This is a genomic window from Paracoccus sp. SSK6 (assembly GCF_039770665.1).
Taxonomy (GTDB): Bacteria; Pseudomonadota; Alphaproteobacteria; order Rhodobacterales; family Rhodobacteraceae; genus Paracoccus.
Map to the genome: position 1 here is coordinate 20,739 of NZ_JBDPNJ010000013.1, position 24,184 is coordinate 44,922.

Genomic DNA, 24,184 nt, shown 5'->3' on the forward strand with positions numbered 1-24,184 from the left:
GGGAAAGGTGGAGGCGGGTACCGGAATCGAACCGGTCTTCACGGATTTGCAATCCGCTGCGTAACCTCTCCGCCAACCCGCCGCCGTCGAGGTTCGCATGGCATAAAGGATCGGCGCGCGGCTTGCAAGACGGGAACGTGCGGCGTTGCCGAAGCCCCGGAATCGTGCGATTAAGCCTTCAAAGCAGCTTGCAGAGGTTCCCCGAGATGAGCGATTTCGCCGCGCGGCGCACCATGATGGTGGACACGCAGGTCCGCCCCAATGATGTCACCAAGTTCCCCGTGATCGAAGCCATGCTGGCGGTTCCGATGGAGGATTTCGTGCCCCCCGCGCGCAGGGCCGTGGCCTATTCGGGCGAGAACCTGGACCTGGGGGAAGGGCGCGTCCTGCTGGAGCCGCGCACCCTGGGCAAGATGATCGACATGCTGGACCTGCAGCCTGAAAACCTCGTCCTGGATCTGGGCTGCGGCTATGGCTATTCCTCGGCGGTGATCGCGCGGATGGTCCAGGCCGTCGTCGCGATCGAGGACAGCGAGGAGATGGCGGCCGAGGCCGAGCGCCGGCTGAGCGAGGCGGGCGTCTTCAACGTGGCCGTCCTGAACGCGCCCCTGCGCGAAGGCGCGCCCAAGCAGGGGCCCTATGACGCGATCCTGATCGGCGGCGGGGTCGAGGAGGTGCCGGCGGCGATCCTGGACCAGTTGAAGGAAGGCGGACGGATCGTCGCGCTGTTCCTGGAAGGGGCCCTGGGCGTCGTCAGGATCGGCCACAGCATCGGCGGCCGCGTCAACTGGCGCTATGGCTTCAACGCCTTGGCCCCGCTGCTGCCGGGGTTCCAGCGCGAACGGGGGTTTGCGCTATGATCCGGCTGCGTCGCCTCGCCGGGGTTGCGGCCATTGCCCTGACGGCCCTGGGCAGCCCGGCCATGGCCGAATCGCTGGCCGACACCATGGTCGCGGCTTATCGCCATTCGGCGCTGATCGACCAGAACCGCGCCGTGCTGCGGGCCGCCGACGAGGATGTGGCGATCGCACTTTCCGCCCTGCGCCCGATTGTCCAATGGACTGCAAGCCACACCGTTCGCCGCGATGAAGGGGTGTCGGACTACCTCACCTCGCGCTCGACCTCGCTGCAGATCGGCGCCGAGATGCTGCTTTACGACTGGGGCCGGTCGCAACTGGCCATCGACGCCGCCAAGGAACAGGTGCTGGCCACGCGTCAGGGCCTGGTCGCGGTCGAGCAGGATGTCCTGCTGGACGCCACGGTCGCCTTTTTCGACATCAAGCAGGCGACCGAGCGGGTGGCCCTGCAGCAGAACTCGGTCGAGGTTCTGACCCGCGAACGCCAGGCGGCACAGGACCGCTTCGACGTGGGCGAGATCACCGTGACCGACGTGGCCCTGGCCGATGCGCAACTGGCGCAGACGCAGGCCGGACTGGCCTCGGCCCAGGGCGATCTGGAGATCGCGCGCGAAGGCTATCTGGCCGCGACCGGGCGCCTTCCGGGCGCCCTGGATGCACCCCCGCCGCTGCCCCGGCTGCCCGCCTCGGTCGATGAGGCCCGCGCCATCGGTCAGCGCAACCATCCGCTGATCGCGCAGGCGCAGCGCCAGGCCGCGGCGGCGGAACTGGGCGTTGCCCAGGCCGCGGCGGAACGCAACCCGTCGCTGTCGGGCAATGTCGCGGCGGGCATCACGCGCAGCCCCCAGACCCAGTTGAACGGAGGGTATGATACGCGCAACAGCGCCTCGGTCGGGCTGACGCTGAACCAGACCATCTATTCCGGGGGCCGTCTGCCCGCCCAGCATCGCCGGGCCATGGCCCTGCGCGACCAGGCGCGGTCGAACCTCTTGAACGTGTCCCGCCAGATCAGCCAGCTTGTCGGCGAATCATGGGCCAATATCGACGTGGCCCGCGCGCAGATCCGCGCCATCGACGAACAGATCGGCGCGGCGCAGCAGGCCTACAATGGCGTCCGGGAGGAAGCGGCGCTTGGCGCGCGCACGACGCTGGACGTGCTGGATGCGGAACAGTCGCTGCTGGAGGCACGCGCGGACAAGATCACGGCGCAAGCCAACCTGCAATTAGCACATTATCAACTTCTCGCTGCTATGGGTCGTCTTACGGTAGAACACCTCAACCTGGGGATTCCGACATATGACCCTTCGCAGTACTACAACGCCGTGCGCGACGCGCCCTACACCAGCAAGCAGGGCGAAAGCCTCGACCGCGTGCTTCGCGCGATCGGACGGAACTGACCTCTCGATCTGCGCACCGATCTGCGGGGGCACCCATGGCTGACCCCCGCTTTTCGCAGAACGCGGCACGCCTGTCCGAAGACATCGGCGACGTACTGTCAGCCATCCGTCGGATGATCGCCGACGACGATGCGCTCAGCACCGCGCGCGACGGTGTCCGGGACGACCGGAATGGTCTGGTCCAGGACGATGCGGGCGAATTCCTGGCCCGCCGCTATGGCGGCAACGCGGCCTTGGCGCGGCAGCTGGTCGGATCGGCAGGGCGTCCGGCCCCGGTTGCGGCCGAGCCGGCCAAGGCGCCGGCCGCTGCGCAATCCCCCATCTGCGCCAAGCCCGAGGCTTTGCCGATGGCCAAGGTCTCCCCCCTGCGGCTCGGGGCCGAACGCCGGATCCAGGAGCCTGAAGCGCCGAAAGCCTCGGGCTGGCGGGCCTGGCTGCGCCCTGAGCCGCGCGAGGCCGCCCGGCAGGTCGCGCCTGCACCCGTGCCCGTGGCGGCCAGCGTCGTGCAAGCGGACCATGACATCGGCGATGATGCCGACGACTTCGCCGAAGCCTTCGACTGGAAGGCCCGGATGCGTCCCGAACTGGACGAACCAGCCCCGTTCGCGGCGCTCAGGCAGGAGCAGCGCCTGTCCGGCTGGACCCTGCCGCCCGAAGCCCCCGCCGCCATCGACACGGTCGCCCGACTGGCCGCCGCTGCCGAAGCCTTCGACGCCGAAATGCAGGCTCAGGCCGGGATAGAGGAAACCGAGCAGGACATCCGCGACCTGCTGCGCGAGATGGTGCAGGAGGAACTGAACGGAGAGCTTGGGCAGCGCTTCTCGGCCAACCTGCGCGCCGTGATCCGCCGCGAGGTCGCCGCCGCCATCGAGGCGCAACTGGATCGGTTCTGAAGCAGTCGGGCAGCGCCGGTCGTGGCGCTGCCCCGCAATCCGGTCAGGCGCGCGCCTTTTGCAGCACCGTGGCCCACCAGGTCAACTCCTCCAGCATGGCCTTGAGCGAGCCTTCCAGATTGCCCTCGATCTCGCTGATCGGGGCATCGGCGCCCAAGGGCGAGACCTTGAAGAAATCGCCCGCCGCGATGTGGACGGCATTGCGCAGCGGCACCATCTGAAGCTCGATCCCGATCAGGCGCAGGTGTTCCAGGGCGCGCGCGCCGCCCAGGCTGCCATAGGCCAGGGCCGCGAAGGGCTTGCGGTTCCATTCCTTGTAGGCCTGGTCCAGCGCGTTCTTCAGCGCCCCGGTGATCGAGCGGTTGTATTCCGCGACAACGAAGACAAAGCCGTCAAGGCCAGCCAGCTTCTGCTGCCAGGCCACCGCATTGGGATCGCTTGACGGCATCCAGAGGTTCGAGGCGGGCTCGTTGAAGAAGGGCAGGTTCTGGTTGCGCAGGTCGATCAGTTCGAAGTCCAGGTCGGGATGATCCTTGACCTTGTCCATCAGCCAGGCCGCAGGCTTGTCGGCAAAGCGCGTGTCGCGGGTGGAACTGATGATGACGCCGATGCGGGGCTTGGTCATGTTCGTTCGTCCTTGTGTCAGGGGGCACGGCCAGTCTAACGCCCTCCGGCCCGCATGGTTCGGCAAATCTGCAGGCAGGGGCGCACAGGCGACCCCGTGTTTTCGCACAACGGCCCTTGCCTGACGGGCACGGGGGTGGTCTATCAATCTCCATGAAAAAGTCCGACAACCCCGCCGATCCGTTCAAGAAGGCCTTGTCCGAGGCGACGCGTGCCCTGGCCGACGACCGGGATCTGAACGTGACCTTCAGCGCCGATCCGTCGGGCGTCGCGGGCGACACGATGCGCCTGCCGCAGGTCAGCCGCCGCATGGGCCGGGACGAGATCGTGCAGGCGCGCGGCACCGCCGATGCCCTCGCAATGCGGATGCGCCACCACGATGCGGCGACCCATGCCCGTTTCGCCCCCGCAGGCCCCATGGCGCGAGAGCTTTACGAGGCCATGGAGACCGCCCGCTGCGAGGCGCTTGGCGCGCGCGACATGCCGGGCGCGCTGTCCAATATCGACGCCCGCATCGGCGCGGATGCCGACAAGAAGGGTTACGGCCAGATCAAGGCGCCTGCCGATGCGCCGCTGGCGGTTGCTGCGGGATACATCGTGCGCCAGGCCGCGACGGGCCGCGCGCTGCCCGCAGGGGCGCAGCATGTGGCCGATCTGTGGCGGCCCTTCGTGGAACAGCAGGCGGGCGGGTCGCTGTCGCATGTGAACGAGGTGCTGGCAGACCAGGCGGCATTCGCGCGCCTGTCGCGGCAGGTCATCAGCGACCTGGGCTACGCGGACCAGCTTGGCGACGATCCCGACCAGCCGGAAGACGACGACGCCGAGGAGAATGCCGAGCAGGACGAGGAAGCGGGCGACAACCAGTCCCGCGACCAGGACGACAGCGAGGATGCCGAGGCATCCCCCGAACGGTCCCAGGAACAGCAGCAGGACGAGCGGCAGGCCCAGGTCAGCATGGACGACCAGTCCGACGAGCAGTTGACCGACGAGGCCGAGATGCCCGAATCGGAAACGCCGCCCGACCTGCCGCCGCCGGTCAGCGAGGCAAGCGCGGAATACAAGGTCTTCAGCCAGCAATGGGACGAGGAGATCCGGGCCGAGGATCTGGCCGATCCGGCGGAGTTGGAACGCTTGCGCGCCTATCTGGACAAGCAGCTGGAACCCCTGCGCGGGGCGGTCAGCCGCTTGGCGAACAAGTTGCAGCGCCGCTTGCAGGCCCAGCAGAACCGCAGTTGGGAGTTCGACAAGGAGGAGGGCGTTCTGGACGCGGGCCGTTTGGCGCGCGTGGTGGCGAACCCGACGACTCCGCTGTCCTTCAAGGTCGAGAAGGACACCGAGTTCCGCGACACGGTGGTGACGCTGCTGATCGACAATTCGGGGTCGATGCGCGGCCGTCCGATCAGTATCGCTGCGATCTGCGCCGACGTGCTGGCCCGCACGCTGGAGCGGTGCAGCGTCAAGGTGGAAATCCTGGGCTTTACCACCCGCGCCTGGAAGGGCGGGCAGTCGCGAGAGGCCTGGTTGCAGGCGGGCCGTCCTGCCCAGCCTGGGCGTCTGAACGACCTGCGCCACATCATTTACAAGGGGGCGGACGCGCCTTGGCGGCGAGTGCGGCCGAACCTTGGGCTGATGATGAAGGAAGGGCTGCTCAAGGAAAACATCGACGGCGAGGCGCTGGAATGGGCGCACAAGCGGCTGGTCCGCCGGTCCGAGGCGCGCAAGATCCTGATGGTGATTTCGGACGGCGCGCCGGTCGATGATTCGACCCTGTCGGTCAATCCGGCGAATTACCTGGAAAAGCACCTGCGCGACGTGATCGCCATGGTGGAGAAGAAGCGCATGGTCGAACTGCTGGCGATCGGCATCGGCCATGACGTGACGCGGTACTACGAACGCGCGGTGACGATCACTGACGCCGACCAGTTGGCCGGTGCGATCACGGAACAACTGGCCGCGCTGTTCGATGCCGATCCGCGCAAGCGGGCGCGGGCTTTGAGCATGGCAAGCCGGCGCGCCTGATCCTGCGGACAGGGGGCCTTCCGCCCCCTGCGGCCGCCCTATGGGCGTCCTGCCCCCGAGGATACTTCAGCACAGAAGATGAGGCAAAGTCGCCCGCAGTTTTGCCATGCCGCCCGGATGCCAGCCAAGCGCGTGCAGCCGGGCGCAATCCTGGACACGCAGGGGTGCCGGATCGGCGCGGGCGGGCAGGGGGTGCGGGCAGCCGGTCAGGGCCTGGACCTCGGCCAGCAGGTCGTGGCGATCCAGGATCAGGTCGCTGCAATTCACCTGCGTGGGCGGGTCTGGCTGGGACAGCAGCAGCAGGATCGCGGCGGCGAGGTCGTCGCCATGAACCTCGGTCGCGATGCGGGGCGGGAGGGGGCGGCCTGCCAGGTAGTCGCTGAACAGGTCGCGCCATTTCTCGGGCAGGCCATAGACTCCGGTTGCGCGGATCGCGGTGCCCATGACGGGCAGGCTTGCCAGATAGACCTCGGCAGCGGCCTTGACTTGGCCATACAGGTTGGCAGGCCGGGCGGGCAGGTCGTCCGGCAGGGCGGTGCCGGGGAGATAGCCGTCATGGACCGCGCGAGAGGACAGGAAGATCACCCGCTCCACGCCATCCCGGACGGCTGTATCGAACAGGCGGCGGGTGCCGTCGCCGTTCAGCCGCAGGAAGCTGGCGGGGTCGTCGCCCTCGCCCCCGCGATAGCGACCGGGGGCATGAGCGAAGGCGCAGTGGATCAGCGCGTCATGGCCGGACAGGTCGAGGGCATCGCCCAGGTGGAAGCCGGTGCTGCGGTCCAGGTGCGTAACCTGATGGCCCGCGGCCTGCGCTGCCCTCAGCACGAAGCCGCCGACGATGCCCGATGCGCCGGTCAGCGCGATCCGCATCACGCGGCGGGCCGGACCTGGGCGGCGAGATCGGGGACCGGATGGCCTTCCGCGATGGCGCGCCACAGGTCGATCAGCGGGCGCAGCAGGTGGGCCTTGTCGTGGTCCTGCCAGGGCTTTTCATATTGGAAATGCAGGATGCGGATGTCCTCCCAACTCCACAGTTCGGGCATGTTGATCCAGACATATTGCAGCATGTTGTGATGGATCGACAGGCCGTGCCAGTCCGGGAAATAGTCCTGTAAAAAGGTCTGGTCGGTGCGCCGCCAGAAGACGCCCGGCCGGTCCAGATGCGCCATCATGGCATGATAGGTGCGGATGTCGGGCCGTGCGGTGAAGACGCCCGAATTCATGCGGTGAAATCCATCCAGCCCGTCATAGACATTGGGCGCGGCGCAGAATTCCGGCAGGTCGAACAGCTTTTCGACCGAACGCAGCACCACCGCGTCGGCGTCGATGAAGACGCAGCGGTCGTAGTCCAGTTGCCACAGCCGCAGCTTGACGAAATTGTCCAGCGGCGTGTGGAAATCGGGCTTGCCGCCGCGGGTGAAGGCCGCGCGGGCGTGCAAGGCGTCGCGGGCATGGGTGCGGTCGAAATGGTCGGACGTGGGCAGCAGGTCGGCCGCGATCAGCCGGGCTCCGTGCGCGCGCAGCCGCGCCAGATGCGCGGGGCCCAAGCCCCGGTGCATCACCACCAGATCGGCGCGCGTGCCGGTCAGCCTCAGGGACCGCAACAGGGCCTCGGCCCCCGGCAGGTAGTCGGGATTGGTCACCAGCGTGACATAGGCATGATCGGATCGGGCGTCCGTTTCGGCCTTCAGCCCCTCGGGCAGGGGGCGGTTGCCGCCGCGCGAGGCGGGGGGATAGAGCGGCGAGATCCGGGTGGTGTCCATCGGGTGTCCTGGGCAGTCCAAAGGTCAGGCGGTGGTTTTGCGCAAGGTTATGGCAGTTTCATGAACCGTTGATGACAGAACGCGGCGGGCTTTGCCAAGGTTCAACGACAAGGCTAACCTGCCCGCCGCAACCAAGGGAATGACCATGAGCCTGCCTGCCGACCTTTCCGACCGCCTGCGTGGCATCCTGGGAACACGCCTGTCCCAGGCCGCCGCCGACCGTGACCACCATGCGCAATCGGAAAGCTTCCACCGCTCGGCCCCGCCCGACGCGGTGGCCTGGCCCGAGAGTGCCGAGGAGGTCGCGGCGATCCTGTCGGCCTGCAACGAGGCGCGCGTTCCGGTGATCGCCTGGGGGACCGGCACTTCGCTGGAGGGGCACGCGCTGCCGGTGCAGGGCGGCCTGTCGCTCGATCTGTCGCGGATGGACAGGGTGGTCGAGATCCGGGCCGAGGACATGCAGGCCACCGTTCAGCCCGGCGTCACGCGAGAGGCGCTGAACACGGAACTGCGCGCGACGGGCCTGTTCTTCCCGGTCGATCCCGGCGCCAATGCCAGCCTTGGCGGGATGGCGGCGACACGGGCCAGCGGGACGACCGCCGTGCGCTACGGCACCATGCGCGACAATGTGCTGGCGCTTCAGGTGGTGCTGGCCGACGGGCGGATTATCCGCACCGGCACGCGGGCGGCGAAATCCAGTGCGGGCTATGACCTGACGGGGCTGTTCGTCGGATCCGAAGGGACGCTGGGCGTCATCACCGAACTGACCCTGCGCCTGCATGGCCAGCCCGAAGAAGTCGCCGCCGCCGTCTGCGCCTTCGACAGCCTGGATCATGCCGTGGAATGCGTCAGCGCCACGATCCAGTCGGGCATTCCCATGGCGCGGATCGAATTCGTCGATGCGGCGAGTGCGCGGGCCTTCAACCTGCATTCCGGCAGCGCCATGCCCGAACAGCCGCATCTGATGGTGGAATTCCACGGCAGCCCCAATGCCGTGCGCGAGGACGCCGCCCGCTTCGGCGAGATCGCGGGTGAGTTCGGCGCCCAGGGCTTCGACTGGGCCACCACCGCCGAGGATCGCGCCCGGCTGTGGCGGATGCGGCACGGGGCCTATCACGCCTGCCTGGCGCTGCGGCCCGGCACCTCGGGGCTGATCACCGATGTCTGCGTGCCGATGTCGCACCTGCCCGCCGCCGTCCACGCCGCCGCCGAGGACATCGCCGCCGAAGGGCTGATCGGTCCCATCCTTGGGCATGTGGGCGACGGCAACTTCCATGCGCTGCTGCTGGTCGATCCCGGCAGCGACGAGGAGATCGCGGCGGCCAAGCGCGTCGCCACCCGCATGGCCGAACGGGCGCTGGCAGTGGGCGGCACCATCACCGGCGAACATGGCATCGGCATCGGCAAGCGCGGGCTGATGGCGGCCCAGCATGGCAAAGGATGGCAGGTGATGGGCCAGATCAAGGCCGCGCTGGATCCCCATGGCATCCTGAACCCCGGAAAGCTGGTGCCCGACAGGAACTAGGCCAGCATCCGGCAGTTTCCTTGCCAAGCCATTGGAGAAAACGCCATGTCCCACAACGACAACAACGCCCAGCGGTCGGCCGGCAGGCACAAGCCCGCGCTGATCGCCCTTGCCATTGCGCTTCTGGCGGCCTTCCTTGCCTTTGTAGTCTTCCGGCCGGGAACGAACGAACAGAACAAAGGGATCGCGACCACCCCGCCGCCCGCCGAAACGCCCATCACCAATGCGGAAGGCACCGACGGTACCGCGCCCCCGGTGGTGTCGCCCGAGGGCACTCCGCAGATGGAGGATGAGGACGTTCGCGGCACCGAGGCGGCCCCGGCCACCGAGAACGCCGCCCCCGCGACCCAGGATGCCCCGCAGGACGCGAACTGACCTGACGCACTCGTGACCGTCACGAACCGGTGACTTTGTCTCACGGCTTTGCGATAAGCCTGCCAGAACAAGATCCGGTTCAGGACGCCACGGGGGCAGGATGAGAGTCTTTTCTAAGCTATTGCTTGGCTTGATGTTGGTGCTGGCGGTCGCGTGTTCGCGCACGCCCGAACGGGGCGGCTATCGCCCGGCGCCTGGTCCGGGCGCGAACCCGCAGCTTGGCGATTCGGCCCCACACGACTGGGGCGGGCGCCACCCTTACGGCCATGCCGTCCACGGCATCGACGTGTCGCGCTGGCAGGGCGACATCGACTGGAACCGCGTCCGCAACGCGGGCATCAGCTTCGCCTTCATCAAGGCGACCGAGGGGGGCGATCATTACGATCCCAGCTTCCACCGCTATTGGCGCGAGGCGGCGAATGCCCGGATCCCACGCGGGGCCTATCATTACTTCTATTTCTGCCGCACGGGGGCCGAACAGGCGCGCTGGTTCATCCAGCAGGTTCCGCGGGAAATCGGGTCGCTGCCGCCGGTCATCGACCTGGAATGGACCCGGTCGCAGACCTGCCCGTACCGTCCCTCGCCAGCCCAGGTCAAGCGCGAGGCCTCGATCTTCATGGACATCGTGGGACGCCATTACGGGCAGCGGCCGATCATCTATACGACGGTCGATTTCTACCGCGACAACCGGCTGGGCGACATGCGGGCGGAGTTCTGGCTGCGTTCGGTCGCCAACCATCCCAGCGTGCCTTACCCCGGACAGCGCTGGGCCTTCTGGCAATATACCGGGACCGGCATCGTTCCGGGCATTCGCGGCAACACCGACCTCAACGCCTTTGCAGGCACGCGCGCGGACTGGGTGCGATGGTTGCAGACGCGCCTGACGCGGTAAGACCCCGCTTCTGGCTGTGGGTCGAGTTCGCGGCGCTCTATATCGGGGCGCCGCTGGCCATTGCGCTGTTCATGCCGGGCCGCCACCTGTTCACGGCGCTGGCCCTGTTCTCGGTCGCCGGGATGCTGCTGTTGTGGCGCACCGGCGGCTTCGGCTGGCGGTCCCTGGTCCGGGGGTGGAGCAGGATGCCCTGGCTGGAGGTGCTGGCCCTGTCCGCCGCGACCCTGCTGGCGGGCACGGTGATCCTGTATTTCACCTATCCCGAACGGCTGTTCGCCATGCTGCGGTCGGGGATGCTGCCGCTGATCTGGGTGTTCTATCCGATCCTGTCGGCGCTGCCGCAGGAACTGATCTTCCGTCCGCTGTTCTTTCACCGCTATGCCGCGCTGCTGCCCCAGGGGCAGGGTGCCATCGCCATCAATGCCGCGATCTTTTCCTTCGCGCATCTGATGTACTGGTCGTCGGTCGTGGCGGTCCTGACCTTCGTGGGCGGCTGGATCTTCGCACGCGCCTATCTGCGCCACGGCTTTCCCGCCGCCTGGCTGTTGCACGCGGTGGCCGGGAACCTGCTGTTCACCACCGGCATGGGCGCCTATTTCTATACCGGCAACGTGGTGCGCCCGTTCTAAGCCGGTTGACTTCCCGCCCCCGCCGGGCTTGATGCACGGCGGATTATTCGGGGAACGACCATGCACGCCTATCGCAGCCACACCTGCGGCGACCTGACCGCCGCTTCAGCCGGCGAAACCGTCCGCCTGTCGGGCTGGGTCCACCGGGTCCGCGACCATGGCGGCGTGCTGTTCGTGGACCTGCGCGACCATTACGGCATGACCCAGGTTCTGGCCGACAGCGACAGCCCGGCCTTTGCCGCGATGGACAAGCTGCGCGCGGAAACCGTGATCCGCATCGACGGCCGCGTGAAGCTGCGCGACGCATCGCTGGTCAACCCCAAGCTGCCCACCGGAGAGATCGAGGTCTATGCCACCGACCTCGAGGTGCTTGGCCCTGCGGACGAACTGCCCCTGCCGGTCTTCGGCGACCAGGAATACCCCGAGGAAACGCGGCTCGCCTATCGCTTCCTCGACCTGCGCCGCGAGTCTCTGCACGACAACATCATGCTGCGGTCCAAGGTGATCCGGTCGATCCGCAACCGCATGTGGGACCAGGGCTTCACCGAATTCCAGACGCCCATCATCACCGCGTCGTCCCCCGAAGGCGCGCGCGACTTCCTGGTGCCCTCGCGCCTGCATCCGGGCAAGTTCTATGCCCTCCCGCAGGCCCCCCAGCAATTCAAGCAGCTCATCATGGTTGCGGGCTTCGACAAGTATTTCCAGATCGCCCCCTGTTTCCGCGATGAAGACCCGCGCGCCGACCGCAGCCCCACCGATTTCTACCAGTTGGACATGGAAATGTCCTTCGTGGACCAGGAGGACGTGTTCAACACCGTCCAGCCGGTGATCCAGGGGTTGTTCGAGGAGTTCGGCGGCGGCCGCCCGGTCGATCCGAACTGGCCGCGCATTCCCTATGCCGAATCGATGCTGAAATACGGCAGCGACAAGCCCGACCTGCGCAACCCGATCGAGATGCAGGTGGTCAGCGACCACTTCCGCGGTTCCGGCTTCGGCATCTTCGCGAAACTGCTGGAGCAGGAGGGGACCGAGGTCCGCGCCATCCCCGCACCGACCGGGGGCAGCCGCAAGTTCGCCGACCGCATGAACGCCTTTGCGCAGCGCGAAGGGTTGCCGGGCATGGGCTATATCTTCTGGCGCAAGGCCGAGGATGGATCCACCGAAGCCGCCGGACCCATCGCCAAGGCGCTGGGCCATGAACCCACCGAAGCGATCCGCCTGCAACTAGGCCTGGGCGAGGGCGATGCCGTCTTCTTCCTGGGCGGGCGCCCCGAGCAGTTCGAGGCCGTCGCGGGCCGTGCCCGCAACGAGATCGGGCGAGAGCTTGGCCTGACGCAGGAAAACCAGTTCAAGTTCGCCTGGATCGTCGATTTCCCGATGTACGAGAAGACCGACGAGGGCAAGATCGACTTCAGCCACAATCCGTTCTCGATGCCGCAGGGCGGGCTTGAGGCGCTGAACGGCGATCCCCTGCAGGTCAAGGGATACCAGTACGACCTCGCCTGCAACGGCTACGAACTGATCTCCGGCGCGATCCGCAACCACAAGCCCGAGATCATGTTCAAGGCTTTCGAACTGGCGGGCTATCCGGCCAGTGAGGTCGAAAAGCGTTTCGGCGGCATGGTCAAGGCCTTCCGCTATGGCGCGCCGCCGCACGGGGGTTGTGCTGCGGGCATCGACCGGATCGTGATGCTGCTGGCGGACGAGGTGAACATCCGCCAGGTCATCATGTTCCCGATGAACCAGCGGGCCGAGGATCTGATGATGGGCGCCCCCAGCGAACCCACCAACGAACAGTTGCGCGAATTGCGCCTGCGCGTCCTGCCGAAAGAGTGATCTGACATTCCGGCCCCCGTTGCCTAGCCTTGCGGCGGGACTTTCAACCGGGACCGTGAATGCTGGCATATCCTGAACTTGCCGCGATCAGGCTGGGCTATGGGCTGTCGCCCTTGTCCAGCCCGCCCGCTGACCCAGAGGCCCTGGTCGCCGCGATCAGGACCGCCGGGCCGGACGGGGACGCCTTTTCGGTGGCAAGGGACCATCTGCCCCATCGGTCACGCTTTTCCGACCTGAACCGCTCGACCGCGCCTGACAAGGATGCGCAGGTCCAGGCGCTGCGCGACATTGTGCGCGACATCGGCGCGCGCGCGCCCCGGATCAGGATGGCCCGCGCGGTGGGCGATGCGGGCGGCTTCGGCGAACGGCTGGTGCAGTTCTGGGCCGACCATTTCACCGTGACGGACGGCAGCGTCTTCGACGTGGTCACGGCGGCGGCCTTCGTGGACGAGGCGATCCGGCCGCATCTGATGGGCCGTTTCGCGGATCTGATGGTCGCGGCCGAGACCCATCCCCGGATGATCACCTATCTGGACCAGGTCACGTCGATCGGCCCGAACTCGCCCGCCGGAAAGACCGGGCGCGGCGTGAACGAGAACCTCGCGCGCGAGATGATCGAACTGCACAGCCTGGGCGCGGGGTCGGGCTATGGGCAGCGCGACGTGCGCCAGCTTGCACTGTTGCTGACGGGTCTGACCTTCCGCCCGAACCGCGATGGGGCCAGCTTCTACAACTGGAACTGGGCCGAGCCCGGTTCCTTCGAGGTGCTGGGCAAGACCTACCGGCGCGACCGACGCAAGGACGAGATCCGCGAGGTGATCGAGGATCTGGCCGCCCATGACGCGACCGCCCGCCACATCGCCCGCAAGCTGGCGGTGCATTTCGTCTCCGACGATCCTCCCGACAGCCTGGTGCAGCGGCTGGCGCAGGCCTTCCGCGACAGCCGTGGCGATCTGCCGACCCTGTATCTGGTGCTGGCCGAGGCGCCGGAACTGCGCGACTGCTTCCGCCAGAAGCTGCGCCAGCCCTTCGACTATGTCGTGGCGGCCCTGCGCGGCTGCGGCTTTGCCCAAGCGGACATCATGGCGCTGGAGGAGCGCGCCTTCCGCAACCTGCTGCTGGGCGGCATGTTCGTGATGGGCCAGAAATGGGGCAGCCCGCGCGGCCCCGACGGCTGGCCCGAGGATGCGTCCGCCTGGGCCACGGCACAGGGGCTGGCGGGGCGCATCGACTGGGCCATGCGGATGTTGCCGAAGCTGCGGCCGGACCTGCCCGACCCGCGCGCCTTCATGCAGGCCGCGCTTGGCGACAGCGCCTCGGACGCGCTTCGCTGGGCGGTGCCCAAGGCCGAATCCCCGGCCGAGGGACTGGCCGTGATCCTCGCCTCGCCCGATTTCAACCGGAGATGACGATGCTGTCCCGCCGCCTGTTCCTGAAATCCGGCGCGCTGATCGGCTGCTCGGCCGCCGCGCATCCGCTGCTGTCCTCGATCGCCTTCGCCACCGCGCCGGGCGAGAACCGGCTGGTCGTCATCATCCTGCGGGGCGCGATGGACGGGCTGGACGCGTTCCAGCCCTATGGCGATCCCGCGCTGCGGACCCTGCGCAAGACCCTGTCGGTCGGGCCCGAAGGCGGGGCGCATGACCTGGACGGGTTCTTCGCGCTCCATCCCTCGCTGTCGCCGCTGATGCCCTTGTGGCAGGCGGGCGAGTTGGCCTTTGCCCCCGCCGTGTCCACGCCTTACCGCGACAAGCGCAGCCATTTTGACGGCCAGGACGTGCTGGAGGCCGGGACCGGCACCGATGTCGAGGCGATGCAGCAGCGCGACGGCTGGCTGAACCGCCTGTTGCAGGCCATGCCGGGCGCGCAGTCGGAAACCGCCTATTCGGTGGGGCTGGATGACATGCGCATTCTGGACGGGGCGGCACCCGCCAAAAGCTGGGCGCCGCAGACGCGCTTTCGCCTCTCCGCGCAGGGCCAGCGCCTGCTGACCCATGTCTGGCATGACGATCCGCTGTTCCGCCCGGCGGGCGAGCAGGCGGTCGAGATCATCAACGAAGGCCTTGCCGCCGTCGAGACCGAGGCAGGCCCCACCCGCGACGCGCAGGCCCTGGCGCGATTCGCCGCCGACCGCCTGAACGGCGAGACGCGGATCGCCACCTTCTCGATCTCGGGCTGGGACAGCCATGCGCGCCAGCCCAGGGTGATCGACCGCGCCTTGCAGCGCCTGGGCGCCGCGATCCTGACCCTGCGCGGCGACCTGGGCGCGAACTGGTCGCGCACGACGGTGCTGGCGATGACCGAATTCGGCCGCACCGTGCGTGAGAACGGGACGGGCGGAACCGACCATGGCACCGGCGGCGCGCTGCTGATGGCGGGCGGCAACATCCGGGGCCGGCGGGCCTTCGGCGGCTGGCCGGGCCTGGGCGAAAGCGAGCTTTACGCCGGGCGCGACCTGATGCCCCTGCGCGACATCCGCGCCTATGCCGCCTGGTCCCTGCGCGACCTGTTCGGCATCGCGCCCGACGTGCTGGAACGCAGCGTGTTTCCCGGCCTCGACATGGGGGACAATCCGCGCATTCTGGCGTGATCGGAGAGGGGGCGCAGAATGCAGCGTGGCGGCAACAAGGCACCATTGGCGGATTTCGTGCCGCCACCGCATCCGGCGGCGCAGCCGATCCGCAGCGGCATCCTAGAGCCCTTGTCCGCAGACCGGCACGGTGCCGGCCTGTTTCAGGCGCAGGCGGGACATGACGGATTGTGGACCTGGATGCCCTATGGACCCTTCCTGTCCCAAAGCGACCATCATGCCTGGATGGCAAAGGCCGAGGCCTCGACGGACCCGTTTTTCCTGGCGATTCTTGATCCCCGGACCGGGCGGGCCGCCGGGCGCGCTTCCTTCCTGCGCATCGATACGGCCAATGGCGTGATCGAGATCGGGCATATCCTGCTGACGCCGCTGCTGCAGCGCGGGCGGACCGCAAGCGCGGCGCTGATGGCGATGATTGGCTGGGCCATGGATCAGGGCTATCGGCGGGTCGAATGGAAATGCAATGCGCTGAACGCCCCGTCCCGCCGCGCGGCCCTGCGGCTGGGCTTCACCTACGAAGGCACGTTCCGAAACCACATGATCGTCAAGGGCGAGAGCCGCGATTCGGCCTGGTTCTCGATCACCGATAGCGACTGGCTGGCCTTGGCGCCGGCCTATGCCACATGGCTGGACGCGGCGAATTTCGATGCGGCGGGCCAGCAGCGCGTCAGGCTATCCGACCTGACCGGCAGGGCCCTGCCGGGGCGCAGCGACGGCGCCTGAGCTAGAAGCTTGCGGCCTTGGCCAGCCGCTCCTGCACCAGGCCGCTGATCCGCGCCAGGTCGCTGGCCAGGGCATGGCCCGCATCCCGGTCGCGCTGCAAGGCGGTGGCTGCCGCCTCCAGCACCGGATCATGGGCCGACCGGGCGATGCCCGCCAGAAAATGAGCGATGTAATCGACCGCTGTGGTGTCCTGCGCGCTTGCCAGGATCTCGGCCACATGGGCCAGGTCGTCGCGCAGGCCCGAGGGGTCGGGCTGGATCACCTCATCCGGCAGGAGGCGCAGCCCGCGCCCCCGCGCCTCGACCGGGAGGGCCGCCAGGATCGTCTGCTGGAACAGGCCCAGGCTTTCGATGGGCTTGGCCAGGAAGCCGTCCGCCCCGGCAGCCAGCGCCACGTCGGCCAGATCGGGATCGCCCGAAATGCCCAGAAGCACCGGCACGCGCGGTTCGGTCGCGGCGATCTGGCGGATCAGCCCCGCGCCATCGCCATCGGGCAGGCCCAGGTCCACGATCACCACCGCCGGGCGATAGGTTTGCAGATGCCGCGCGGCGGATCGCAGGCAATCGGCCCGCCGGATCCGCGCGCCCGACCGCAGGCACAGAAGCCGCACGGCCTCGCTGGCAAAGCGGGAATCCTCCACCACCAGGACGGTCAGCCCGGCCAGCGGGCGGTTCGGCGCCGAAACCCGCCACAGGGGCAAGGCATCGGCCATGTCGGACGCGATGTCGTTCTGCATGTCAGTGTCCCCACCAATGTCGCCGTTCCAGTTAGCGCCCGATTCGCTAAGAAGCGGTTAACGCCGCAGGGTTTTCCTTTCGCCCCCCGGCCAAACGGCCTAGAAGCACGGAAAACGGAGGAAATGATGATCGGACGCCTCAACCATGTCGCCATCGCGGTTCCCGACCTGGCCGCGGCGCAGGCCCAATATGCCAACACGCTGGGCGCCAAAGTGGGCGCGCCGCAGGACGAACCCGACCACGGCGTCACGGTCGTCTTCATCGAACTGCCCAACACCAAGGTCGAACTGCTCTATCCCTTGGGCGAGGACAGCCCGATCCGTGGGTTCCTGGACAAGAACCCGTCCGGCGGGATCCATCACATGTGCTTCGAGGTGGACGACATCCTGGCCGCCCGCGACCGGCTGAAGGCCGAAGGCGCGCGCGTCCTGGGCAATGGCGAGCCGAAGATCGGCGCCCATGGCAAGCCGGTGCTGTTCCTGCATCCCAAGGATTTCAATGGCTGCCTGATCGAACTGGAGCAAGTCTGATGAACCTGACCGGAGGCGTCGTCCTGTTCGCCGTGCTGTGGTTCCTGACGCTGTTCGTCGTCATCCTGATCGGCCAGCAAAGCCAGCAGGACGCGGGCGAGATCGTGCCGGGCACCCCGGCAGGCGCCCCCGCCGACCTGCGGCTGAAGGGCAAGCTGATCTGGACCACGATCATCGCCGCCGCGATCTGGGGCGTCATCGCCGCCGTGATCCTGGGCGGCTTCGTCACCCGCGCGGATATCGAGAACCTTGACCGGCTGATCCGCTGATCAGGTGGAACAGATGCGTGAAGGCCGCTGCCGCCAGCAGCGGCACCGCGATGTTCACGACCGGAACGACCAGGGCCACCGCGACCAGGACGCCCGCCAGCGTCACGCGTGCCCCGTTTGCGCGGCGCAGGGCGGTGGCCTGCGCTTCGTCCAGGTGACGGCGCGCGGCCATCTGGAAGAACTCTCGCCCCAGCAGCCAGCCGTTGGCCCCGAACAGCAGCAGCGGAGCCAGCGGCCCCAGGAAAGGCGTCAGGACCAGCGACAGCACCGCCACGACCAGGACTGCCGCGACAACGGCCAGCGATTCCAGCAGCCCGTCCAGGAAATCCAGCGAAGTGCCGCGGCGGGCGGGATAGTGCATCTCCTCGACCGCGTCGGCGACCTGTTCGGCGAACAGGCCCGCAAAGCCCGCCGCGACCGGGGCCATCAGGAAAAAGCCCATCAGCGGGAACAGCGCCAGAGACCCCCAGGACAGGGCCGATCCCACATCCAGCGTGCCGATCCAGGGCAGCGAGAAGTCGCCCGGAACGAAGGTGCGGATCGCCCAGAACAGCGCCGATTGCAGCAGGACGAACAGCAGGATCGTCAGCCCGATGCCCATCAGCGCCAGCCGCAGGATGCGCGGGCGCAGCAGGTCAAGCCAGCCCAGGGTCAGGGCGCGAAGGACGATCATTCCAGCCAGCTTGTCTTGGCCGCGACATCGGGGCGCGGGCGTTCGGGCGGCGTCTCGCCCCGGCTGCCGATGTGGACCAGGCCGACGATGCGTTCATGTTCCGACAGGCCCAGATGGGTGCGTCCGAAAGTCTCGTCCAGGACCGCCGGGCCGGTCAGCCAGGCCGCCCCCCAGCCTGATGCCAGCGCCGCATTCACCAGCCCCAGGCAGACCGCGCCCGCCGACAGGAACTGTTCCCACTGCGGCACCTTTTCGCTGGCGACCGGCGCCGAGACGACCGCCACGATCACCGGCGAATCGAAGGCCGAGGCCGCCTTGTCCGCGACCGCCTGGTCCTGGCCCGATGCCAGCACCTGGTTCCGCAGGTGCGGGGCCAGCCGGTCCAGGGCCGCGCGCTCCAGCACCACGAATCGCCAGGGCTCCAGCTTGCCATGATCGGGGGTGCGGGCGGCCAGGGTCAGCAGGCGCAGGATCTCGGCCCGGTCGGGGGCGGGTGCGCGCAGCATCTTCGGGGGATGGGACCGGCGGGTCGCCAGGAAGTCCAGCGCGGCATCGTTGCGATAGGTCATGGCAGTCTCCTTCCCGTCCGTTCTTTCCGAAAGCGGCAGGCGGCGCAACCTAGCCGCGCTCGATCCGGTAATTGCCTTCGGGCAGGTTCAGCGCCAGCCGCAACTCGGTCAACTGGTGCATGGAGAGCGTGATGCGCACCACCGCGTCATCGGGGCCGACCTGTTCCACCACCACGCGGTCGTCGAAGGACAGGATCACCACATCCTCGTTCAGGGGGCCGGTGTCGGGATCGGCCTCGTCGATCAGGGTGATGACGGTGGCGTCGAAATCATGCTCGATGGTGAACATCGCTGAACTCCTTGTGTCTGGCCGACATTCGCGTGATGTGGGCCCTTGGGCAAGCGGGCAGGGTTTGCGCGGCTTTTGCCAAGCGGATAAGATCGCCGCGAACGAAGGGTAAGACCGCATCACGGCGAAATGCGGCATCGTGCAAGGGGCAGGGTTGATGAGGCGAATCGCGGCGATCCTGGGTGCGGGGCTTCTGGGCGTGGCGGCCTGCGCGCCGCTGCCGATGGAGCAGGCGCCCCTGCCCACCGGACCCCTGCCGACGGGCCCCTATGCCGCGCCCGCGCCTGCGCCCGTGCTGACCAATGACGGCAGCCCGCAATCGACCGCCCGCATGTTCGTGGCCGTCATGCGCCGGATGGAACCCGCGGTCGAACGCGAATGCCTGCAACGGCGCACCCGGCCGATCAATTGCGATTTCCAGTTCGTGGTGGACGACCGTCCGGGGCAGGAACCAAATGCCTTCCAGACCATCGACGCCACGGGCCGCCCGATCATCGGCTTCACCCTGTCGCTGATCGCCCTGGCGCGCAACGGGGACGAAATCGCCTTTGTTGTGGGCCACGAGGCCAGCCACCATGTCCTGAACCATCTGGACCGCAAGGCCGGAGCCGCTGCCGCAGGCGCGGTGATCCTGGGCAGCATCGCCTCGGTCTATGGCAACAACCAGGACGCCATTGAGACTGCGCAGCGAATCGGCGCCTCGGTCGGGTCGCGCTATTATTCGCGCGACTGGGAGCTTCAGGCCGATTACCTGGGCGCGATCATGACGCTGAACGCGGGCTTCGACCCGATCAACGGATCCCGCTTCTTCGAGCGAATCCCGGATCCCGGCGACCATGTCCTGGGAACGCACCCGCCGCGCGCGGCACGCCTGGAACAGGTCCGCCGCGCCGTGGGTGATGTCCAGAGCGGCCGGATCCGCTGACAGGACGCAACGTCGGTCCCTGGGCGATGCATTTCTGCAACAGGGGAGACGTGCCGTTCTGGAGGACGAAGCCCTTGTTTTCTCTCTGCTTGAAATCGCTTTCCGAAATGCAGGCGAAAACAATTATTTGTAAAGAATAAAGTCCCTATCGCGGATTCGCCTTCGAAAGCTTTTTCCAGAAAGTAAAAAAAAGCTGTTCGATCGGCGGAATTTTGCTTCCCCGATAAATACCATGCACATATGTTGGCCCAAGTTACCGGAGTAGCGTGATGCCCTGCGGGCGTCCGGTTGGAGATGGGAATGATCGGCGTCGTCGTTTGGAGCAGTGCGGACCGTGAAAAGGCGGTCATTTGGTGCGAGGATCACGCTGCATTGGCCTATTTGCAGGGGCGAGAGAATGTGACCAATGCCGCGCATTGGCCCCAGCCCGGCGACCTGGTCGGATTGGAAAGCGAGATTGTCGGCGCCCTCCGCAATGCCCGTCGCGTGACACTGCTGTCCGAACAGGAATACGCGCATCTGCCGGACATGCTGCGCGCCGCCGCCACCCCGGCCGAGCCGCATCTGCGCGTCGTTGCCTGCAATCCCGCCCCCGAGGTCCGGGACCAGCTTGCGATCGAGCCCCCGTTGAAGGCGGCTGCCGCAAGCTGATTCCGTCAGGCCCCCCGCGACAGGGCCGCGACCCCCGTCCGCGCCAGATCGCCAAGGCCAAGGGGGCGCATCAGGTCGGCAAAGGCGTCCAGCTTGGAAGGCGTGCCGACCAGTTCGAAGACAAAGCTTTCCAGCGTCGAATCGACCACGTTGGCACGGAAGATTTCGGCAATGCGCAGCGCCTCGACCCGCTTTTCGCCTTGGCCGCGCACCTTGAACAGCCCCAGTTCCCGTTCCACCGCCGGGCCTTCGACCGTCAGGTCATGGACCTCGTGCACGGGCACGATTCGCCCAAGCTGCGCCTTGACCTGGGCGATCACGGCGGGCGTCCCGCGCGTGACCAGGGTGATGCGGGACCGATGGCCGGTGTGATCCACCTCGGCCACGGTCAAGCTGTCGATGTTGTAGCCGCGCCCGGAAAACAGGCCGATCACGCGGGCCAGAACGCCCGGTTCGTTTTCCACCAGGACGGCAAGGGTATGGCTTTCCTCGACCTGCGAGTTCGGATCGCGCAGGTCATAGGCCGAATGGCTGGACGCGCCCTTCTGGATGTTCAAAGCGTTCATTGTCTTGCCTTCCCTTAAACCAGCACCGCGCCTTCGGATTCGATCACGCCAAAGGTCGCGGCCTCGCCCAGCAGCATCTCGTTATGCGGCTTGCCCGAGGGGATCATCGGGAAGCAGTTCTCGTGCTTTTCGACCAGGACATCCAGGATGAAGGGACCGTCGTAATCCAGCATCTGCTGGATCGCCGCGTCCAGATCCTTCGGATCCTTGACCACCGCGCCCTTGCAGCCGAAGGCCTCGGCCAGCTTGACGAAATCGGGCAGGCTGTCCGACCAGCTTTGGCTGTAGCGTTCGCCATGCAGCAACTGCTGCCACTGGCGGACCATGCCCAGGCGTTCATTGTTCAGGATGAACTGCTTGACCGGCAGGCGGAACTGCACCGCCGTGCCCATTTCCTGCATGTTCATCAGCCAGCTTGCATCGCCCGCGACGTTGATGACCAAGGCGTCCGGATGGGCCATCTGCACGCCGATGCTGGCGGGCAGCCCGTAACCCATCGTCCCCAGCCCGCCCGAGGTCATCCAGCGATTCGGCCCGTCGAAATGCAGGTATTGAGCGGCCCACATCTGATGCTGGCCGACCTCGGTGGTGACATATCGGTCGCGGCCCTTGGTCAGCGCCTCCAGCCGTTCCAGCGCATATTGCGGTTTGATCAGCGTGTCGCTGTTGCGATAGGACAGGCAGTTCCTGGCCTTCCAGCCTTCGATCTGCTGCCACCATTTCGACAGCCCGGCGCTGTTGATCTTGCGCCCGCGCGATTTCCAGACCTTCAGCAGATCCTCCAGCACATGGCCGACATCGCCCACGATGGGGATGTCCACATGGATGACCTTGTTGATGCTGGACGGGTCGATGTCGATATGGGCCTTGATCGAGTTCGGGCTGAAATCCGCGACGCGGCCCGTGATGCGGTCGTCGAAGCGCGCGCCGATGTTGATCATCAGGTCGCAGCCGTGCATCGCCAGGTTGGCTTCGTAAAGCCCATGCATCCCCAGCATTCCCAGCCAGTTCCTGCCGGATGCCGGATAGGCGCCAAGCCCCATCAGGGTCGAGGTGACGGGAAAGCCCGTCGCCTCGGCCAGTTCGCGCAGAAGCTGGCTGGCGCCCGGGCCCGAATTGATGACCCCGCCGCCGGTGTAAAGGATCGGCCGCTCCGCCCCCTCCATCAACTCGACCAACCGGGTGATTGCGTTGATGTCGCCCTTGCGGATGGGCTGATAGCGGCCGGGATCGACCTGCTTCGGGCCGACATAGCTGCCGGTCGCGAATTGCACGTCCTTCGGGATGTCCACCAAGACCGGCCCCGGACGCCCCGAGGTCGCGACCTGGAAGGCCTTGTGGATCGTCTCGGCCAGCTTGTCGGTGTCCTTGACCAGCCAGTTGTGCTTGGTGCAGGGCCGGGTGATGCCGACGGTATCGGCCTCCTGGAAGCCGTCGGTGCCGATCATGAAGGTCGGAACCTGGCCCGACAGCACGACCAGCGGGATCGAATCCAGCAGGGCATCCGTCAGCCCGGTGACGGCATTCGTCGCTCCCGGCCCCGACGTGACCAGAACGACCCCCGGCTTGCCGGTCGAGCGGGCATAGCCCTCGGCCATGTGGACCGCGCCCTGTTCGTGGCGGACCAGGACATGGGTGATGTCGTTCTGCTGGAACAGTTCGTCATAGATGGGTAGCACCGCCCCGCCCGGATAGCCGAATACCGTGTCGACGCCCTGATCGCGCAGCGCTTCGACAACCATTCTTGCACCCGTCATCGTTCGGGACATCGCTTCCTCCATCAGATTGCTACGCAACCGGGCAGCCCGCCCGCGCGTCGGGGCAACCTATGGAGGAGGCGGGACAGGGTCAATGGGTTGCGGCGGAGAAAATGACGCCGATCATGCAGATTTTGTAATATTCTTTCGCAGGTCAGCGGTCGAACTGCGGCAACGCGATCCGGGCCACCTGCTCCACGATCGGATCGACCGACAGCGGATGGGCTTCGTTGGAATGGTCCTGCGGATCGCCGATATTCTGCCAGACGCCGCCCTTGTAGATCTCCAGCGCGGAAAAGCGCGCCTTGTAGTCCATCTTGCGGCTGCCGGGCACCCAATAGCCCAGGTAGATATAGGGCAGCTTGGCGGCCCGGGCGATCTCGATATGATCCAGGATCAGGTATGTCCCCAGGCTCGCCGGTTGCAGGATCGGGTGATAGAAGCTGTAGACCAGCGACAACCCGTCATCCAGCACGTCGGTCAGGCAGACGGCGGCCAGGAAATCGTCGCCGGGCGCCAGCCGTTCGGGCCGGTCCCCGCTGCAGCGGTATTCGATCACGCGGGTCTTGACCGGCGTTTCCTCGATCATCGCGGCAAATTCGAAGATGTCCATGTCGGCCATCCCGCCATCGGCGTGGCGGCTGTCCAGATAGCGGCGGAACAGCTCGAACTGCTCCTCGGTCGCCCAGGCGCTTGTCGCCAGCCGGCGCAGGCCCGCGTTGCGGCGCATCAGGCGGCGCTGCGTGCGCGAGGGCTGGAAATCCGCCACCCGGATCCGCGCCGACATGCAGGCCACGCAGCTTTCGCAGCTGGGCCGGTACAGCACGTTCTGCGACCGCCGGAAACCCTGGCGGGACAGCGCGTTGTTCAGTTCGGCCGCGTTGTCGCCATGCAGCGCCGTGAACAGCTTGCGCTCGGCCCGCCCGTGCAGATAGGGGCAGGGCTGCGGGGCCGTGACATAGAATTGCGGCGCATGGGGCAGCGTATGGCGCATCAGCGGCGGCCCTTGAGGCGGATTGTCGTTCCAGAACTGATCATGCGCCGAAAAGGATCCGTCTGCCCACCTGTTGATTTGCGCGAAAGCCTAACAATGAT

Annotated in this window: 26 protein-coding genes and 1 tRNA gene; 16 read left to right on the top strand and 11 right to left on the bottom strand. The window is 67.1% G+C overall.

Annotated elements, in window-relative coordinates:
• Positions 1-8: 8 nt before the first annotated feature.
• Positions 9-82 (bottom strand) — tRNA-Cys (locus AAIL68_RS10565).
• Between the two features lie 124 nt (positions 83-206).
• Between AAIL68_RS10565 and AAIL68_RS10570 the strand changes: the two genes are divergently transcribed.
• From AAIL68_RS10570 to AAIL68_RS10580, 3 genes are read left to right on the top strand one after another with little or no spacing between them, the layout of a single operon-like run.
• Positions 207-860 carry a protein-L-isoaspartate O-methyltransferase gene (locus AAIL68_RS10570; protein WP_347139736.1) on the top strand — a complete coding sequence of 218 codons (654 nt, stop codon included), beginning with the start codon at positions 207-209 and terminating at the stop codon, positions 858-860.
• The gene (locus AAIL68_RS10575) at positions 857-2,254 is read left to right on the top strand and encodes a TolC family outer membrane protein (RefSeq protein WP_347139737.1); all 1,398 of its coding nucleotides are present in this window, start codon (positions 857-859) and stop codon (positions 2,252-2,254) included. Before AAIL68_RS10570 ends, AAIL68_RS10575 begins: the two co-directional genes overlap by 4 nt.
• Positions 2,255-2,289: 35 nt before the next feature.
• Entirely contained in the window at positions 2,290-3,147 is an 858-nt protein-coding gene (locus tag AAIL68_RS10580; protein WP_347139738.1) for a hypothetical protein, read from the top strand.
• A 43-nt stretch (positions 3,148-3,190) separates the two neighbouring features.
• Here AAIL68_RS10580 and AAIL68_RS10585 read toward each other — a convergent pair whose 3' ends face one another.
• Positions 3,191-3,772: an NAD(P)H-dependent oxidoreductase gene (locus tag AAIL68_RS10585; protein WP_347139739.1), complete on the bottom strand. Its 582-nt coding sequence runs from the start codon at positions 3,770-3,772 to the stop codon at positions 3,191-3,193.
• A 152-nt stretch (positions 3,773-3,924) separates the two neighbouring features.
• Here AAIL68_RS10585 and cobT point away from each other — a divergent pair, with 152 nt between their 5' ends.
• The gene (gene cobT, locus AAIL68_RS10590; RefSeq protein ID WP_347139740.1) at positions 3,925-5,790 is read left to right on the top strand and encodes a cobaltochelatase subunit CobT; all 1,866 of its coding nucleotides are present in this window, start codon (positions 3,925-3,927) and stop codon (positions 5,788-5,790) included.
• A gap of 66 nt (positions 5,791-5,856) precedes the next feature.
• On the opposite strand, the gene AAIL68_RS10595 is transcribed toward cobT, so the two are convergent.
• On the bottom strand, positions 5,857-6,660 hold the full coding sequence (locus AAIL68_RS10595; RefSeq protein WP_347139741.1) for an NAD(P)-dependent oxidoreductase: 804 nt from the start codon (positions 6,658-6,660) through the stop codon (positions 5,857-5,859).
• Entirely contained in the window at positions 6,660-7,553 is an 894-nt protein-coding gene (locus AAIL68_RS10600) for a glycosyltransferase (RefSeq protein ID WP_347139742.1), read from the bottom strand. The genes AAIL68_RS10595 and AAIL68_RS10600 overlap by 1 nt, the downstream gene beginning before the upstream one ends.
• A gap of 145 nt (positions 7,554-7,698) precedes the next feature.
• Between AAIL68_RS10600 and AAIL68_RS10605 the strand changes: the two genes are divergently transcribed.
• The 8 genes from AAIL68_RS10605 (at position 7,699) to AAIL68_RS10640 (ending at position 16,123) form a co-directional block, all read left to right on the top strand.
• Positions 7,699-9,078: an FAD-linked oxidase C-terminal domain-containing protein gene (locus AAIL68_RS10605; RefSeq protein WP_347139743.1), complete on the top strand. Its 1,380-nt coding sequence runs from the start codon at positions 7,699-7,701 to the stop codon at positions 9,076-9,078.
• A 45-nt stretch (positions 9,079-9,123) separates the two neighbouring features.
• Positions 9,124-9,453, top strand: coding sequence for a hypothetical protein (locus AAIL68_RS10610; protein ID WP_347139744.1), 330 nt, complete (start codon positions 9,124-9,126; stop codon positions 9,451-9,453).
• A 133-nt stretch (positions 9,454-9,586) separates the two neighbouring features.
• The gene (locus AAIL68_RS10615; RefSeq protein WP_347139745.1) at positions 9,587-10,345 is read left to right on the top strand and encodes a GH25 family lysozyme; all 759 of its coding nucleotides are present in this window, start codon (positions 9,587-9,589) and stop codon (positions 10,343-10,345) included.
• Positions 10,318-10,974 (top strand): CPBP family intramembrane glutamic endopeptidase, encoded by a 657-nt coding sequence (locus AAIL68_RS10620; protein ID WP_347139746.1) that lies wholly within the window; start codon positions 10,318-10,320, stop codon positions 10,972-10,974. Before AAIL68_RS10615 ends, AAIL68_RS10620 begins: the two co-directional genes overlap by 28 nt.
• A gap of 60 nt (positions 10,975-11,034) precedes the next feature.
• Positions 11,035-12,810 carry an aspartate--tRNA ligase gene (aspS, locus tag AAIL68_RS10625; protein WP_347139747.1) on the top strand — a complete coding sequence of 592 codons (1,776 nt, stop codon included), beginning with the start codon at positions 11,035-11,037 and terminating at the stop codon, positions 12,808-12,810.
• Positions 12,811-12,869: 59 nt separating this feature from the next.
• Positions 12,870-14,219 carry a DUF1800 domain-containing protein gene (locus tag AAIL68_RS10630; protein ID WP_347139748.1) on the top strand — a complete coding sequence of 450 codons (1,350 nt, stop codon included), beginning with the start codon at positions 12,870-12,872 and terminating at the stop codon, positions 14,217-14,219.
• Positions 14,216-15,400 (top strand): DUF1501 domain-containing protein, encoded by a 1,185-nt coding sequence (locus AAIL68_RS10635; RefSeq protein ID WP_347139749.1) that lies wholly within the window; start codon positions 14,216-14,218, stop codon positions 15,398-15,400. Before AAIL68_RS10630 ends, AAIL68_RS10635 begins: the two co-directional genes overlap by 4 nt.
• Positions 15,401-15,418: 18 nt before the next feature.
• Complete coding sequence (locus AAIL68_RS10640; protein ID WP_347139750.1) at positions 15,419-16,123, top strand: GNAT family protein; 705 nt, start codon at positions 15,419-15,421, stop codon at positions 16,121-16,123.
• Between the two features lies 1 nt (position 16,124).
• Here the strand turns inward: AAIL68_RS10640 and AAIL68_RS10645 are convergent, their stop codons facing one another.
• A complete protein-coding gene (locus AAIL68_RS10645; RefSeq protein WP_347139798.1) occupies positions 16,125-16,835 on the bottom strand; it encodes a response regulator in 711 nt (236 codons plus the stop codon).
• 150 nt (positions 16,836-16,985) lie between these two features.
• Between AAIL68_RS10645 and mce the strand changes: the two genes are divergently transcribed.
• Positions 16,986-17,390, top strand: a complete 405-nt coding sequence (gene mce, locus AAIL68_RS10650) for a methylmalonyl-CoA epimerase (protein ID WP_347139799.1) — start codon at positions 16,986-16,988, stop codon at positions 17,388-17,390.
• Positions 17,390-17,659: a DUF1467 family protein gene (locus AAIL68_RS10655; protein WP_347139751.1), complete on the top strand. Its 270-nt coding sequence runs from the start codon at positions 17,390-17,392 to the stop codon at positions 17,657-17,659. Before mce ends, AAIL68_RS10655 begins: the two co-directional genes overlap by 1 nt.
• Here AAIL68_RS10655 and AAIL68_RS10660 read toward each other — a convergent pair.
• The 3 genes from AAIL68_RS10660 to AAIL68_RS10670 are packed head-to-tail and all read right to left on the bottom strand — an operon-like array spanning position 17,616 to position 19,190.
• Positions 17,616-18,332 carry an EI24 domain-containing protein gene (locus AAIL68_RS10660; protein WP_347139752.1) on the bottom strand — a complete coding sequence of 239 codons (717 nt, stop codon included), beginning with the start codon at positions 18,330-18,332 and terminating at the stop codon, positions 17,616-17,618. The two genes, AAIL68_RS10655 and AAIL68_RS10660, sit on opposite strands and share 44 nt — an antisense overlap.
• Entirely contained in the window at positions 18,329-18,901 is a 573-nt protein-coding gene (locus AAIL68_RS10665) for a nitroreductase (protein WP_347139753.1), read from the bottom strand. The genes AAIL68_RS10660 and AAIL68_RS10665 overlap by 4 nt, the downstream gene beginning before the upstream one ends.
• A 49-nt stretch (positions 18,902-18,950) precedes the next feature.
• Positions 18,951-19,190: a hypothetical protein gene (locus AAIL68_RS10670; protein ID WP_347139754.1), complete on the bottom strand. Its 240-nt coding sequence runs from the start codon at positions 19,188-19,190 to the stop codon at positions 18,951-18,953.
• A gap of 157 nt (positions 19,191-19,347) precedes the next feature.
• Here AAIL68_RS10670 and AAIL68_RS10675 point away from each other — a divergent pair, with 157 nt between their 5' ends.
• Both AAIL68_RS10675 and AAIL68_RS10680 read left to right on the top strand, forming a co-directional pair.
• Positions 19,348-20,115, top strand: coding sequence for a M48 family metallopeptidase (locus tag AAIL68_RS10675; protein WP_347139755.1), 768 nt, complete (start codon positions 19,348-19,350; stop codon positions 20,113-20,115).
• A 300-nt stretch (positions 20,116-20,415) separates the two neighbouring features.
• Entirely contained in the window at positions 20,416-20,766 is a 351-nt protein-coding gene (locus AAIL68_RS10680) for a hypothetical protein (protein ID WP_347139756.1), read from the top strand.
• A 5-nt stretch (positions 20,767-20,771) separates the two neighbouring features.
• Here AAIL68_RS10680 and ilvN read toward each other — a convergent pair whose 3' ends face one another.
• The 3 genes from ilvN to AAIL68_RS10695 all read right to left on the bottom strand — a co-directional run bounded on the left by ilvN (position 20,772) and on the right by AAIL68_RS10695 (position 24,083).
• Positions 20,772-21,332, bottom strand: a complete 561-nt coding sequence (gene ilvN / locus AAIL68_RS10685; RefSeq protein WP_347139757.1) for an acetolactate synthase small subunit — start codon at positions 21,330-21,332, stop codon at positions 20,772-20,774.
• A gap of 14 nt (positions 21,333-21,346) precedes the next feature.
• Positions 21,347-23,101 (bottom strand): acetolactate synthase 3 large subunit, encoded by a 1,755-nt coding sequence (locus AAIL68_RS10690; RefSeq protein WP_347139758.1) that lies wholly within the window; start codon positions 23,099-23,101, stop codon positions 21,347-21,349.
• A 142-nt stretch (positions 23,102-23,243) separates the two neighbouring features.
• Positions 23,244-24,083 carry an arginyltransferase gene (locus AAIL68_RS10695; RefSeq protein ID WP_347139759.1) on the bottom strand — a complete coding sequence of 280 codons (840 nt, stop codon included), beginning with the start codon at positions 24,081-24,083 and terminating at the stop codon, positions 23,244-23,246.
• Positions 24,084-24,184 lie beyond the last annotated feature (101 nt).

What these genes read in the sequence shown, in the direction of transcription:
- AAIL68_RS10570 (WP_347139736.1), top strand. Translation starts at nt 207, where the DNA reads ATGAGCGATTTCGCCGCGCGGCGCACCATGATGGTGGACACGCAGGTC.
- AAIL68_RS10575 (WP_347139737.1), top strand. Translation starts at nt 857, where the DNA reads ATGATCCGGCTGCGTCGCCTCGCCGGGGTTGCGGCCATTGCCCTGACG.
- AAIL68_RS10580 (WP_347139738.1), top strand. Translation starts at nt 2,290, where the DNA reads ATGGCTGACCCCCGCTTTTCGCAGAACGCGGCACGCCTGTCCGAAGAC.
- AAIL68_RS10585 (WP_347139739.1), bottom strand. Translation starts at nt 3,772, where the DNA reads ATGACCAAGCCCCGCATCGGCGTCATCATCAGTTCCACCCGCGACACG.
- cobT (WP_347139740.1), top strand. Translation starts at nt 3,925, where the DNA reads ATGAAAAAGTCCGACAACCCCGCCGATCCGTTCAAGAAGGCCTTGTCC.
- AAIL68_RS10595 (WP_347139741.1), bottom strand. Translation starts at nt 6,660, where the DNA reads ATGCGGATCGCGCTGACCGGCGCATCGGGCATCGTCGGCGGCTTCGTG.
- AAIL68_RS10600 (WP_347139742.1), bottom strand. Translation starts at nt 7,553, where the DNA reads ATGGACACCACCCGGATCTCGCCGCTCTATCCCCCCGCCTCGCGCGGC.
- AAIL68_RS10605 (WP_347139743.1), top strand. Translation starts at nt 7,699, where the DNA reads ATGAGCCTGCCTGCCGACCTTTCCGACCGCCTGCGTGGCATCCTGGGA.
- AAIL68_RS10610 (WP_347139744.1), top strand. Translation starts at nt 9,124, where the DNA reads ATGTCCCACAACGACAACAACGCCCAGCGGTCGGCCGGCAGGCACAAG.
- AAIL68_RS10615 (WP_347139745.1), top strand. Translation starts at nt 9,587, where the DNA reads ATGTTGGTGCTGGCGGTCGCGTGTTCGCGCACGCCCGAACGGGGCGGC.
- AAIL68_RS10620 (WP_347139746.1), top strand. Translation starts at nt 10,318, where the DNA reads ATGGTTGCAGACGCGCCTGACGCGGTAAGACCCCGCTTCTGGCTGTGG.
- aspS (WP_347139747.1), top strand. Translation starts at nt 11,035, where the DNA reads ATGCACGCCTATCGCAGCCACACCTGCGGCGACCTGACCGCCGCTTCA.
- AAIL68_RS10630 (WP_347139748.1), top strand. Translation starts at nt 12,870, where the DNA reads ATGCTGGCATATCCTGAACTTGCCGCGATCAGGCTGGGCTATGGGCTG.
- AAIL68_RS10635 (WP_347139749.1), top strand. Translation starts at nt 14,216, where the DNA reads ATGACGATGCTGTCCCGCCGCCTGTTCCTGAAATCCGGCGCGCTGATC.
- AAIL68_RS10640 (WP_347139750.1), top strand. Translation starts at nt 15,419, where the DNA reads ATGCAGCGTGGCGGCAACAAGGCACCATTGGCGGATTTCGTGCCGCCA.
- AAIL68_RS10645 (WP_347139798.1), bottom strand. Translation starts at nt 16,835, where the DNA reads ATGGCCGATGCCTTGCCCCTGTGGCGGGTTTCGGCGCCGAACCGCCCG.
- mce (WP_347139799.1), top strand. Translation starts at nt 16,986, where the DNA reads ATGATCGGACGCCTCAACCATGTCGCCATCGCGGTTCCCGACCTGGCC.
- AAIL68_RS10655 (WP_347139751.1), top strand. Translation starts at nt 17,390, where the DNA reads ATGAACCTGACCGGAGGCGTCGTCCTGTTCGCCGTGCTGTGGTTCCTG.
- AAIL68_RS10660 (WP_347139752.1), bottom strand. Translation starts at nt 18,332, where the DNA reads ATGATCGTCCTTCGCGCCCTGACCCTGGGCTGGCTTGACCTGCTGCGC.
- AAIL68_RS10665 (WP_347139753.1), bottom strand. Translation starts at nt 18,901, where the DNA reads ATGACCTATCGCAACGATGCCGCGCTGGACTTCCTGGCGACCCGCCGG.
- AAIL68_RS10670 (WP_347139754.1), bottom strand. Translation starts at nt 19,190, where the DNA reads ATGTTCACCATCGAGCATGATTTCGACGCCACCGTCATCACCCTGATC.
- AAIL68_RS10675 (WP_347139755.1), top strand. Translation starts at nt 19,348, where the DNA reads ATGAGGCGAATCGCGGCGATCCTGGGTGCGGGGCTTCTGGGCGTGGCG.
- AAIL68_RS10680 (WP_347139756.1), top strand. Translation starts at nt 20,416, where the DNA reads ATGATCGGCGTCGTCGTTTGGAGCAGTGCGGACCGTGAAAAGGCGGTC.
- ilvN (WP_347139757.1), bottom strand. Translation starts at nt 21,332, where the DNA reads ATGAACGCTTTGAACATCCAGAAGGGCGCGTCCAGCCATTCGGCCTAT.
- AAIL68_RS10690 (WP_347139758.1), bottom strand. Translation starts at nt 23,101, where the DNA reads ATGTCCCGAACGATGACGGGTGCAAGAATGGTTGTCGAAGCGCTGCGC.
- AAIL68_RS10695 (WP_347139759.1), bottom strand. Translation starts at nt 24,083, where the DNA reads ATGCGCCATACGCTGCCCCATGCGCCGCAATTCTATGTCACGGCCCCG.